Origin of the sequence: Arthrobacter sp. 9AX, assembly GCF_902506095.1 — a bacterium.
GTDB lineage: Bacteria > Actinomycetota > Actinomycetes > Actinomycetales > Micrococcaceae > Arthrobacter.
In genome coordinates, this window is sequence record NZ_LR733293.1 from 1,750,967 (window position 1) to 1,763,170 (window position 12,204).

Below are 12,204 nucleotides of genomic sequence, written 5' to 3' on the forward strand. Positions count from 1 at the left end.
GCCGTGGGGGCTTCCGCGTGAGGCCCTCGCTTACTGCGCCAGTTCGGGGAGTTTCCCCTGGTCCACCACCAGGCCCGGCAGCGGCTCAACAGTGGCGCCCCACTGCTGCGCACGCCGGGCGGCTTCCTGGAGGGCCGCCAGGGCCCAGTTCCGCGTGGCCCCGCCTGACAGCGCCACAATGTCGCCGTACAACGGGAGGGTATCCGCTTCCAGGCCGGCGAGCCCGGCTGCCGGAGCGTCGAGGAAGCCCTGGTCCAGGACGTACCCCGGTGCCTGCGGCGGGAAATTCCCGCAGTGCAGGAGCCCTAACTCCTTGGCCTGGGCGGCAAGATCCCGGTGCTGTGCCAGGAATCCCGACGCCGGGCCAACAGTTACGGCGGGAAGGCGGGGAAGTGCCGCCTGGTAGCCGTAGACGGCCTCCAGTTCGGCGTCAGCGGCCGCCACGAGGGCTGCGCCGAGTTCGGCGGCACCTCCGGGTGGCGTGGCGGGGGCTTGGATGGCGGCGGAGGTCGTGGCCGGGCACGAAGAGGGTGTTTCCCTGGTTGTTGCGCCGGGCGTCGTCAGCGCTGAAGCTCCCGGTGATGCCGCGGCACCATCCTTTGGTGTCCCGGGCGCGCCCAGCCGTTCGGCTGCCAGGAGTTGCGCCGTACCGGCGCCGGCCAGCAAACGTGCCATGCCGCCGTCGGCCGTTCCGGCATCCTGAAGGCGTTGCCGGCCGCTGCCGGCAAGGCGGTCCGCAAACTCCGCAACTGTCACTGTTGCGGGAAGAGCTGCGGGAGGACTCGGTGACGGAGCAGCGGTGGAAGGCAGGACAGAGGCGGGGGCTGCCGCCGTTGTTCCGGCGCCCGCGGGGGCTTCATCTCCCGGAAGCAGCAGCACCCGGGCCTGGATGGTCAGCAACGTCACAACCTGGTCCAGGGCGCGGGCCGCCGGGGCTTCGGCGGACCCGTCCGCTCCGGACGCGGCCAGCTCCAGGCCCGTGGACCGCAGCCGCAAGGCCTCTTCCAGGGCGGCCGCCCGGGCCTGCTCGGAGAAGGGCAGTTCCGCAGGTGCGGGCGGTTCAGAGGGGAGAAAAGCCAGGCCCAGGCTGAGGACGAGGAGGCCTGCCAGCGAGAAAACGGCGTACCGGAAATAGCGCATCCGCTGGGGGTTTTCCTGGTTGTCGTCTTTCACAACAGACCATGGTGTCACGCCGAGGGGGGAACTCCGTGCACCAATGAACCGGTAAAATAGCTACGCTGGTACACACAACATCATCTAAAGGGAGGCGGCCGGCATCGTGAGCAATGCAGAAGCCACAGCTTCATCTGACCCTACCGGAACGGGTAAGGCTGAGGCCGCATACAGCCCGGAAGCCGCACGGCTCAGGGCCCTCCTGGAACCCTCGGTCCAGGCCAACCGCCTCTACCTGGAGGATGTGGCCATCATCCCCGGGTCCCACCGCGTGGTCCACGTGGTGGTGGACCTGCCGCAGGAGGAAACCGGTGGCGTCAGCCTTGACGTCATTGCCGACATCTCCAAGGTGCTCTCGGATGTACTGGACAATGATCCCGGTGACGACGGCCGTCCTTACGACCTTGAAGTCTCCTCGCCGGGCGTGGGACGGCCGCTGACCGAAGCGCGCCACTGGCACCGCGCCAAGGGCCGGATGGTAAAGGTCAACGTGGTCCAGGGCGACAACGTCACTGGCCGCATCCAGGCGGTGGACGAGGCAGGCGTGACCCTCGTGCCCGAGATCGCCGTCAAAAAGGGAATGAAGCCCAAGCAGGGCGATCCCGTCAAGCTTCCTTTCGACAGGATCCGCAACGGAAAAGTCGAGATCGAATTCAGCCACCTCCTTGAGGATGGTCTGGAACCTGAACACAATGGACCTTCTGAGGAGGCCTGATGGATATTGACATGAGCGCACTGAGACTTCTGGAGCGTGAGCGTGAAATCCCGCTGGACCTCCTGATCCCCACCATCGAGCAGGCGCTCCTGGTGGCCTACCACAAGTCGCCCGGCGCCTTCGAAAAGGCCCGCGCGGAGCTGGACCGCAAGAGCGGCCACGTCACCATCTGGGCCGTGGAGATCGACGACGACGGCGCCCCCATCGGCGAATTCGAGCACACCCCGGAGGGCTTCGGCCGCATCGCCGCCAGCACCGCCCGGCAGATCATCCTGCAGCGGCTCCGCGACGTTGAAGACGACAACGTCCTGGGCGAGTTCAAGGGACGTGAAGGCGAACTGGTGGCCGGCACCATCCAGCAGGGCCACAACCCGCACATGGTGCAGGTCAACCTGGGCACTGTGGAAGCACTCCTCCCGCCGCCCGAGCAGGTACCGGGGGAGAAATACATCCACGGCAACCGCCTGCGAGCCCTGGTGATCGACGTGCACCGCGGCTCCAAGGGCCCGTCCGTCACGCTGTCCCGCTCCCACCCAGGGCTCGTCCGGAAGCTCTTCGAACTGGAAGTACCCGAGATCGCCGACCGCTCGGTGGAGATCGTTGCCCTGGCCCGCGAGGCCGGCCACCGCACCAAGATCGCCGTCAAAGCCAACACTCCCGGCATCAACGCCAAGGGTGCCTGCATCGGTGAAATGGGATCCCGCGTGCGGGCCGTGATGACGGAACTGAACGACGAAAAGATCGACATCGTCGACTTCAGCGAGAACCCGGCCACCTTTATCGCCAGCGCCCTGTCGCCCTCAAGGGTGAATTCGGTCACCATCACCGATGAAGCCACCAGGTCCGCCCGCGTGGTGGTTCCCGACTACCAGCTTTCGCTGGCCATCGGCAAGGAAGGCCAGAACGCCCGCCTGGCGGCCAAGCTGACCGGCTGGCGCATCGATATCGTTTCCGACGCAGCGGCTCCGCGCGAGAACTAGGCTGTCAGCGAAAACAGCCGCCCGTTCCCGGGCGGCCGCGCCGGAACTGCGGTGCGGTTTCGGGCAGAACGGCCCGGAGGGGCTAGAATAGAAAAGGCCGCGCCCAACGGCCGGCAGACGTGTGCCTTGAGCATGCCCCTTCCGCTAACCCAGCGGAAGGTCGGCATTCCCGGGCCAAGCAGAGATGAATGTCAGGAAGATGACCGTGGCTATGATTTCCACCGGAAATCACCCTGAACGTACCTGCATCGGATGCCGGAAAAAAGGCCTGCGGTCGGAACTGCTCCGGCTCGTCGCCGAAGGCAGCGGATCAACCGCTGTCCTGGTGGATGAACGACGCCGGCTGGCTGGCCGGGGTGCTTGGCTGCACCCCAGCGAATCGTGCCTGGCTCTGGCGATCAAACGGCGGGCTTTCGGACGTGCCCTTCCGGGCGCAACCGGAATTGCCGCCGTCGAACACTGGATCAAGCCGGAAACGAACGTTGCAGGCACCACGGCAACTGCAACACCAACCGTCCAACCTGAAAGCGGGTCAGAAATCTGATGGAAACCCGATGAGTTCCCAGCGATGAGTGCGTAACGATGACAACTTTGTTGCGCTCTGCAATGGGCCCTTCCGCAGTATCCGCGGCTGGGGTCCGCAGTAAGAAGTAGACGGTTCGTGCCTGGCTCGGTGCGGACCGAGACAGGAGAAATGTGGCCAAGGTCCGCGTACATGAGCTCGCCAAAGAGCTCGGTATTACTTCCAAAGATGCAGTGACAAAACTGCAGGAACTGGGTGAATTCGTTCGCTCTGCCTCTTCCACCATTGAGGCCCCCGTTGTGCGTAAACTGCGCAACGCCTTCCCCGACGCTGCCGCCAAGGCACCGGCGGCCGCGCCCAAGGCGCCCGCCCCGGCCGCAGAAGCACGTCCTTCAACTCCCGCCCCCGCTCCGGCAGCCCCCAAGGCTCCGGCTCCCGCAGCGCAGGCACCGGCCCCCGCCGCTCCGGCAGCACCGGCCCAGCCTGCTGCGTCGGCTCCGGCGGCACCGGCTGCCAGCCGGCCCGCAGCTCCGGCCGCTCCCGCGACCTCCGCTGCTCCCTCCACCGGCGCAAAGCCCGGTGCACGTCCGGCCCCCAAGGCCGAAACTCCCGCTGCCTCCTCCCGCCCCGGCGGACAGGGCGGCTCAGGCAGCTCTGCACCCCGTCCCGGCGGTCCCCGCCCGGGCAACAACCCGTTCGCCACCTCGCAGGGCATGCCCCGCGGCCGTGGCGGTGACGGTGAGCGTGCTCCCCGTCCGGGCAACAACCCGTTCGCCACTTCACAGGGCATGCCCCGTCCGGGCGGAGGCCGTACCGACGGCGACCGCCCCGGTGGTCCGCGTCCCGCAGCAGGTGCCGGTGGCCCCCGTCCCGGTGGTCCCCGTCCCGCAGCCGGCGCTGGCGGGCCGCGTCCCGCAGCAGGTGCCGGTGGCCCGCGCCCCGGTGCACCGCGCCCCGGTGGTGCCGGTGGAAACCGTCCTACTCCGGGCATGATGCCCAACCGTACTGAACGCCCGGCTCCCGCCGGTGCAGGACGTCCCGGTGCCGGCGGCCGTGGCCCCGGACGCCCGGGCGGCGCTCCCGGAACCGGTGGTCCCGGTGGCGGCGGCGGTGCTCCCGCCGGCGGTGGCTTTGGCAAGGGCGGCCGCGGACGCGGCGGCACCCAGGGTGCCTTCGGCAAGGGCGGCGCCGGACGTGGCAAGCAGCGCAAGTCGAAGCGTGCAAAGCGCCAGGAACTTGAGCAGATGAGTGCACCGTCGCTGGGTGGCGTGAGCGTACCCCGCGGCGACGGCAACACCGTCATCCGCCTGCGCCGCGGCTCGTCCATCACCGACTTCGCCGACAAGATCGAGGCGAACCCCGCCGCGCTGGTGACCGTGCTCTTCCACCTCGGTGAAATGGCAACGGCAACCCAGTCGCTGGACGAGGAAACCTTCGCACTGCTGGGCGAAGAACTCGGCTACAAGCTCCAGGTTGTGTCGCCGGAGGACGAAGAGCGCGAACTGCTCTCCACCTTCGACATCGACTTCGACGCCGAGCTCGAGGCTGAAGGCGACGAAGACCTCGAGGCACGTCCTCCGGTAGTCACCGTCATGGGCCACGTGGACCACGGTAAGACCCGCCTGCTCGATGCCATCCGCAAGTCCGACGTTATGGCGGGCGAGCACGGCGGCATCACGCAGCACATTGGCGCCTACCAGGTCACGCACAATCACGAAGGCGACGACCGCAAGATCACCTTCATCGATACCCCGGGCCACGAGGCGTTCACCGCCATGCGTGCCCGTGGTGCGAAGGTCACCGACATCGCCATCCTGGTGGTCGCAGCGGACGACGGCGTGATGCCCCAGACCGTTGAAGCCCTCAACCACGCCCAGGCAGCCAACGTGCCCATCGTGGTGGCCGTGAACAAGATCGACAAGGAAGGCGCCAACCCGGACAAGGTCCGCGGTCAGCTAACCGAGTACGGCCTGGTTCCCGAAGAATACGGTGGCGACACCATGTTCGTGGAGGTCTCTGCCCGCCAGAACCTCAACATCGACGAGCTGCTCGAGGCCGTCCTGCTCACCGCGGACGCTGCCCTGGACATGCGCGCCAATCCGAACAAGGACGCCCGCGGTATCGCCATCGAAGCCAACCTGGACAAGGGCCGCGGTTCCGTGGCCACCGTCCTGGTGCAGTCCGGCACCCTGCGCGTCGGCGACACCATCGTGGCAGGCACGGCCCATGGCCGCGTCCGTGCGATGTTCGACGACGACGGCAGCGCCCTGACCGAGGCCGGCCCGTCGCGCCCCGTCCAGGTGCTGGGTCTGTCCAACGTCCCGCGTGCAGGCGACACCTTCTTCGTGACCGCTGACGAGCGCACCGCCCGCCAGATCGCCGAGAAGCGCGAAGCCGCCGACCGCAACGCCGCCCTGGCCAAGCGCCGCAAGCGCATCAGCCTCGAAGACTTCGACCAGGCTGTCGCCGAAGGCAAGATCGACACCCTCAACCTCATCCTCAAGGGTGACGTGTCCGGTGCCGTGGAAGCCCTCGAAGACGCCCTGCTCAAGATCGACGTCGGCGAAGGCGTGCAGCTGCGCGTCATCCACCGCGGTGTTGGTGCCATCACGCAGAACGACGTCAACCTGGCAACAGTGGACAGCGCCGTTATCATCGGCTTCAACGTCAAGCCCGCCGAGCGGGTTGCCGAACTGGCAGACCGCGAAGGCGTGGACATGCGCTTCTACTCCGTCATCTACTCCGCGATCGATGACATCGAGATGGCGCTCAAGGGCATGCTCAAGCCGGAATACGAAGAGGTCCAGCTGGGCACCGCCGAGGTCCGCGAAGTCTTCCGCTCCTCCAAGTTCGGAAACATCGCCGGCTCGATCGTCCGCTCGGGCATCATCCGCCGCAACAGCAAGGCCCGCGTCAGCCGCGACGGCAAGATCATCGGTGACAACCTCACCGTTGAGACGCTCAAGCGGTTCAAGGACGACGTCACCGAGGTCCGCACGGACTTCGAGTGTGGTATCGGCCTTGGCTCCTTCAACGACATCACCGAAGGCGACATCATCGAGACCTTCGAGATGCGTGAGAAGCCGCGCGTCTAACTCTTGTTAGCTGCAACGGCTGGGGTCGTCGGAATTTTCCGGCGGCCCCGCCCCTACGCTGTGCAGCCAACGTCTTACGACGTCGGCCGCCCAGCTTCGGCAGGCACGATGCCACTCCCGGGCCGCCGGAAAAATTCCGCCGGGTCCGTTCCCAGACTCGCCTGAGTGCGTAGCACCCAAACCTCTGGTGCGTTGGATGGCTTTCGGGCCGCCGTCGTACGTTCCAATTTTTCTTCTTTTAGGAGTTGTTCATGGCTGATCCGGCACGTGCTGCCAAGTTGGCGCAGCGGATTAAGGTTGTTGTGGCTGAGGCCTTGGGCCGGAAGGTTAAGGATCCCCGGCTGGAGGGCATCACTGTTACTGATGCCCGGGTGACCAATGACCTGCAGCATGCCACCGTCTACTACACCGTTTTTGGTGACCAGGCTGTCCAGGCTGATGCTGCCAAGGGACTGGAGAAGGCCAAGGGTGTGCTGCGGCAGGAGGTGGGGCGGAACCTGACTATCCGCCTGACTCCTACTCTGGAATTCGTCTCGGACGAGATTCCCGTCATTGCGTCCAATCTGGAGGAGTTGCTCCGGGAGGCCAAGAAGCGCGACGCCGAGGTGGCCGCCCTGGCAGCGGAAGCCAAGCATGCCGGGGACGCTGATCCATACAAGAGCGATGCGTCCGCTGACGTGGACATCGACGAAGACGACTTCGACGAAGAGGACCTCGACCTCACCGACGCCGAAGAACTCGACGAAGACGGCAACAAGTAAGCCCACAAACAGCCAAGCGCAATAGCCAGCAGAAGGCCCGGACCATTCGGTCCGGGCCTTCTGCTTCCCAGGAAATTGATGGCCGGCTAACCGATGCGGGCCTTGATCACCTTGCCCTTGGCCGGATCAGTGAAACTGAACCCGGCCGTAGCGTAAAGGTCCGATCCGCGGACTTCCACCGCAGCCGGACCGTCGACGGCCAAAAACTGTGATTGTTCGCGGCTTTGGCCATCGAGCTTGAGGATCTCGTTGCCGAACATGGACGCAACGTACACGTCGCCGTCGTCCGTGATGGCCAGGCCGGTGGGGCTGAGGATGTCCTCCGCCCACACGTGCGTGTTGCCGTTCCACGGATTCACCCGGAAAATCGCACCCCTGGCTCCCAGGGACGGATCCTCCGGACCACCGGGCAGGGACGTGACGTACAGCCGGCCGTCCGGGCCGAACTCCACATCGGTGGGCACCGGTTCAAAGGCGTACTCATGCCCCACCACGCACTCAGGAACATCCACCATGGTTCCTGCCATGTCCACCGGGATCTTCGTTCCCGCCAGAACCACAGCAGGGCGCGGCGGCAGGACTGCCAGCGTGGAGATGTCGCCCGACCCGATATCGACCGCCAGGATGGCGTTCGCGCCGGCGTCAGCGATGTACGCCGTGCCGCCCCGTACCGCCACGCCATACGGGTGCGAGTCCACCGCGCCCTCGTAGCGGGCGGGCGGGAAAGCAGGCCAGCCGGCCAGGCACTCGTCCGACACATCGGAGCCGAAGCCGTACTGCTGATCGCCGTCCGGATTATTCTGGCGTTCATAGTCGGCCAGTTCGGCAATGGTACGGACGTCCCCGTGCTCGTCGATGGACTTCAGGTAGCCTTCGAGGGCGGCCGGATCACCGCCGCCTGCGCCCACGCTCTCCACAAAGTAGGTGGTACCCCGGCGGCTTTCCACGCCGCCGACGTCCCAACCCTCCTTGCCCTGGTAGAGCGTGGTGGTAGTGCCGTCGTCGTTGACGCGGCTGAGGAGACCGGCGAAATTCTGGGTGACCAGGACCGAATCTTCCGAATCCACGGCCAGGCTAAGAGGTGCCGACAGGCCCTCGGCCAGGGTGCGGGGTTCGGTGGTACGGGCACCCGCGGCGGCGGGCCCGGCAGGAATGGCTATCGCTGCAACAGCGATACAGGCGACGATCGGAAACTTTCTCTTCATTGGGGTACTTTCGGGTTTTGCGCCCTGAAAGGGCCGGGTATAAGGAGCCTCGTGGGAAGCGGTGATTTCGGAACCCCCGGCCGCCAGACTAAGCCTGCGGTGCAGCGATGTCGTCGGGACTTGCCCCCTATTTCGCCCCCTACTTTCATCCCCTAACACCAATCGCTTTGGCTAGGATCGAGCTATGAACCAGGCGGACCGCGGCGAAGCCAACCAGTACCTTGAACAGGCGGTGGCACTGGCCACCCGGAACGTTGCCGACGGCGGCGGTCCCTTCGGAGCGTTAGTGGTGACCAAGGACGGGCGGGTGCATGAGGGTGTCAACCGGGTCACCCGTGACAACGACCCCACCGCGCACGCTGAAGTCGTGGCCATCCGCACCGCCGCCGCAGCCATCCGGAACTTTGACCTGCACGGGGCAGTGCTGTACGCCAGCTGCGAGCCGTGCCCGCTATGCCTGGCCTCTGCACTGTGGGCCCGGATCGACCGCGTGTACTTCGCCGCGGACCGCTACGGTGCTGCGTCCGCAGGCTTTGATGACGCCCTCTTCTACGACTACTTCTCCGGCGCCCGCCCCGAACTGCTGCCGGTCAGCAGGGGCGATGTGCCGGCGTCGGACGCCCCTTTCCTGGCTTGGGGTGCGCACAAAAGCAGGAAGGACTACTAGGCATGGAAGCGTCCCTCATCAAATGCCCCCACTGCGGAAAGACCAACCGCGTCCCGGCTAACGCCGCGGGCCGGCCCCGCTGCGGCAACTGCCACCGCGGGCTGCCCTGGATAGTGGATGCCGGCGACGCCGACTTCGGCACGGTGGCCGAACAGTCTCCCGTTCCCGTGCTTGTGGACTTCTGGGCTGCGTGGTGCGGCCCGTGCCGGATGGTGAGCCCAGTCCTGGACAAACTGGCCCGCGAGCGCGAAGGGGCCATCAAACTGGTGAAGGTCGACGTCGACAGGAATCCCGGCTTGTCCCGCCTGTTCGATGTACAGGCCATTCCCACGCTCATGGTGGTCGTCGGCGGCAAGGTGGCTGCACGCCAGGCGGGAGCAGCCCCGGCGCAGGAGCTGCGGACATGGCTGGACGGTGCGCTGGCCGGAACAAGGCGCTGACGCCAGGAACTACGCCGGGCCGATTGCAGCGAGCCGGCGCCAGGGACTGACAGGCAAGACCAACAGGGCGCCGGCGCCTGCTTTCACACCCGCCCAGGCAGCCTGGACAAACCTTCCAGCAGCTCCTCCCGCTTGCCGCACAACGCAATCCGCACCCAGCCCTCGCCAATCGAACCGAAGGCCGTCCCCGGCGCCAGCGCAACGTCCGAGTCGGCGAGGAAGCGCCGGACCCAGGCCCGGACATCCCCGCCGCTCACATGCGACACGTCGGCCCAAAGGTAGAACGCGCCGTCGGCCTTCAAGTACGGAATGCCCTTGGAATCCAGGACGGCAGACGCCGCGTCCCGGTTGGCCCGGTAGTGCCCGTGCGCGTGCTGCACGTAATCCTGCGGCCCGGTGAGGGCGGCCAGGGCAGCATACTGGGACGGCGACGCCACACAGGAGACGATCGACTCCATCACGTTGTTCATCTTCTGCTCCAGCCCGGGCGGGCACACCAGAGCGCCGATCCGGAGCCCCGTGAGGCCGTAGGTCTTGGACAGCGTCAGCGACGTGAAGACGCGGGCCTCACCCGGCAGGACGCCGTCGAACCTTGCCGGACTCACGTGCGGCACATCGAAAGTGAACGCCTCATAGCACTCGTCCGAGATCACCCACAGATCGTGCTGCCTGGCCAGCTCCACCAGCCCGCGGGTCAGGTCTTCGTTGAGGACAGCGCCCAGCGGATTGGACGGGGAGTTCAGGACGAGCACCCGGGTCCGGTCGGTGATCAGTGCCTCGATGTCATCGGTCCGGGGCTGGAAGCCATGGTCCGGGTAGAGCGGATAGCGCACGGGGACAGCGTTGAGCAACCTGCTGGTCATAGCAAAGGTGGGGTAGCCCGGGTTGGGAATCAGGATCTCGTCGCCGGGGGAGAGCAGCAGGCTCATCGCGAAGTGCAGGCCCTGCTGGGCGCCGTCCACCACATACACCCGGTCGGAACCGATGCTGCAGCCCTGTTGCTCACTGAACCTGGCGGCGAAGGCTTCGCGGAGGGCCGGGATGCCGGCGTTGGGGGTGTAATTGGTTTCGTCCCGGTCCAGGCAGGCGATGCCGGCGTCCAGGACGTGGCGGGGGAGCGGGAAGCCGGGCTCGCCGATGCTGAGGACCAGGGCGCCGGGAGTGCGCCAGGCGGCCTCGGTAATTTCGCGGATCTGGTTAACGGGCACGTCGCGGACATGGGCGGCAAGCTCAGGCATGCCAGCCATCCTAACCGCCGCCTGAGCTGGACGTTCAGGGGCGGGGCCCGCTGGTGTGTGGGCGGGGGGCCGGACAGGCGCCGATATACTGGGAAGCGTGCTTTCTGGACTGGTGATAGTGGACAAACCGCAGGGATGGACCAGCCATGATGTGGTTGGCCGGATGCGGCGCATCGCCGGTACCCGGAAAGTGGGGCACGCCGGCACCCTCGATCCGATGGCAACGGGCGTCCTGGTTGTGGGTATCAACAAAGCCACCCGCCTGCTCACCTACATTGTTGGAACCTCCAAGACGTACACGGCCACCATCCGCCTGGGCCAGTCCACCGTGACGGACGACGCCGAGGGTGAAGTGACTGCCACGGCTTCCGTTGCCGGGGTGGAGGAGCAGGCAATCCACGACGGCGTCGCCGCCCTCACGGGGCAGATCCAGCAGGTGCCCAGCAGCGTGAGCGCCATCAAGGTCAACGGCGAACGCGCCTATGCCCGAGTCCGCTCGGGTGAAGAGGTCAAGCTGGCGTCCCGTCCAGTCACCATCCACCGGTTTGAAGTGCACAGCATCAGCCGGGATGCCGGGGCGGACGTGGTGGATCTGGATGTCACCGTTGAGTGCTCGTCGGGGACCTATATCCGTGCGCTGGCGCGCGACCTCGGCAACGCCCTCGGCGTCGGGGGACACCTCACGGCCCTGCGCCGGACGCACGTGGGACCCTACTCACTGGAGCAGGCACGCACCCTTGAGGAGCTTGCCGACGAACTCAACGTCCTTGACATGGCCGACGCCGCCCGTGCCCTGATGCCCAACCGCGAGCTCAGCCCGGAGGAAACCACAGAGATCTCGTTCGGCCGGCGGATTGCAGCCGGTGCCGCTCCCGGCAGCCCCGCTGCCGCCACGGCCGAGCACCCCGCAGCCGCCTTCGCCCCCGACGGGAGCCTGGTGGCCCTGTTGGCCGATGCCGGCAGCTTCGCCAAACCTGTGCTGGTGTTCGCCCCGGGCACTGGCAGCGGCGCGGCTGATGGCCCCGGCACCCCAGGGGCGGCCTGAGCGTGGACGCCTATTTCTACATCATCCTGGTGGTGGGTCTGCTCTCCACGGGGATCTGCCTGGTGGCCGGCATCCTGAAGAAGGCCCCGAACGACGTCACCATCCTGTCGGTGGCCGCCGTCGAGGTTGCACTCCTGGTGTACCTGGTCGGATCCATTGTGCGGGTCATCGCCGGTGAACCCATCGCCGGGGAGGCGTGGGAGTTTTGGGGCTACCTGGCCACGGCGATGCTCCTCCCGCCGGCCGCGGTGTACTGGTCCATCCTGGAGCGAACCCGGTGGAGCAACTTTGTCCTGGCCGCTGTGGGCGTCACCGCGCTGGTGATGGCCGCCCGAATGAACCAGATCTGGTACTGAAGTGGA

12 protein-coding genes are annotated in these 12,204 nt (G+C 66.6%); 9 read left to right on the forward strand and 3 right to left on the reverse strand.

What is annotated here, in order from left to right; genetic code table 11:
* Positions 1 to 30: 30 nt before the first annotated feature.
* Complete coding sequence (locus BACI348_RS07965) at positions 31 to 1,173, reverse strand: DUF4439 domain-containing protein (RefSeq protein WP_236557491.1); 1,143 nt, start codon at positions 1,171 to 1,173, stop codon at positions 31 to 33.
* 106 nt (positions 1,174 to 1,279) lie between these two features.
* Here BACI348_RS07965 and rimP point away from each other — a divergent pair, with 106 nt between their 5' ends.
* From rimP to rbfA, 5 genes are all read left to right on the forward strand, one after another.
* Positions 1,280 to 1,888 (forward strand): ribosome maturation factor RimP, encoded by a 609-nt coding sequence (rimP, locus tag BACI348_RS07970; RefSeq protein ID WP_159824727.1) that lies wholly within the window; start codon positions 1,280 to 1,282, stop codon positions 1,886 to 1,888.
* A complete protein-coding gene (gene nusA, locus BACI348_RS07975) occupies positions 1,888 to 2,868 on the forward strand; it encodes a transcription termination factor NusA (protein WP_159824728.1) in 981 nt (326 codons plus the stop codon). The genes rimP and nusA overlap by 1 nt, the downstream gene beginning before the upstream one ends.
* Positions 2,869 to 3,079: 211 nt before the next feature.
* Entirely contained in the window at positions 3,080 to 3,412 is a 333-nt protein-coding gene (locus BACI348_RS07980; protein ID WP_442858524.1) for a YlxR family protein, read from the forward strand.
* 152 nt (positions 3,413 to 3,564) lie between these two features.
* A complete protein-coding gene (gene infB / locus BACI348_RS07985) occupies positions 3,565 to 6,486 on the forward strand; it encodes a translation initiation factor IF-2 (protein WP_159824732.1) in 2,922 nt (973 codons plus the stop codon).
* Between the two features lie 251 nt (positions 6,487 to 6,737).
* Positions 6,738 to 7,247: a 30S ribosome-binding factor RbfA gene (rbfA, locus tag BACI348_RS07990; RefSeq protein ID WP_159824734.1), complete on the forward strand. Its 510-nt coding sequence runs from the start codon at positions 6,738 to 6,740 to the stop codon at positions 7,245 to 7,247.
* 86 nt (positions 7,248 to 7,333) lie between these two features.
* Here the strand turns inward: rbfA and BACI348_RS07995 are convergent, their stop codons facing one another.
* Positions 7,334 to 8,452: a ScyD/ScyE family protein gene (locus BACI348_RS07995; protein ID WP_159824736.1), complete on the reverse strand. Its 1,119-nt coding sequence runs from the start codon at positions 8,450 to 8,452 to the stop codon at positions 7,334 to 7,336.
* Between the two features lie 184 nt (positions 8,453 to 8,636).
* Between BACI348_RS07995 and BACI348_RS08000 the strand changes: the two genes are divergently transcribed.
* On the forward strand, positions 8,637 to 9,119 hold the full coding sequence (locus BACI348_RS08000) for a nucleoside deaminase (RefSeq protein WP_159824738.1): 483 nt from the start codon (positions 8,637 to 8,639) through the stop codon (positions 9,117 to 9,119).
* A gap of 2 nt (positions 9,120 to 9,121) precedes the next feature.
* Entirely contained in the window at positions 9,122 to 9,559 is a 438-nt protein-coding gene (gene trxA / locus BACI348_RS08005; RefSeq protein WP_159824740.1) for a thioredoxin, read from the forward strand.
* Positions 9,560 to 9,642: 83 nt separating this feature from the next.
* Here trxA and BACI348_RS08010 read toward each other — a convergent pair whose 3' ends face one another.
* Positions 9,643 to 10,797, reverse strand: coding sequence for a pyridoxal phosphate-dependent aminotransferase (locus BACI348_RS08010; RefSeq protein WP_201298400.1), 1,155 nt, complete (start codon positions 10,795 to 10,797; stop codon positions 9,643 to 9,645).
* 97 nt (positions 10,798 to 10,894) lie between these two features.
* Here BACI348_RS08010 and truB point away from each other — a divergent pair, with 97 nt between their 5' ends.
* Both truB and BACI348_RS08020 read left to right on the forward strand, forming a co-directional pair.
* Entirely contained in the window at positions 10,895 to 11,842 is a 948-nt protein-coding gene (truB, locus tag BACI348_RS08015; protein ID WP_159824744.1) for a tRNA pseudouridine(55) synthase TruB, read from the forward strand.
* A gap of 2 nt (positions 11,843 to 11,844) precedes the next feature.
* Positions 11,845 to 12,198 (forward strand): hypothetical protein, encoded by a 354-nt coding sequence (locus BACI348_RS08020; RefSeq protein WP_159824746.1) that lies wholly within the window; start codon positions 11,845 to 11,847, stop codon positions 12,196 to 12,198.
* The last annotated feature ends 6 nt before the right edge of the window (positions 12,199 to 12,204 follow it).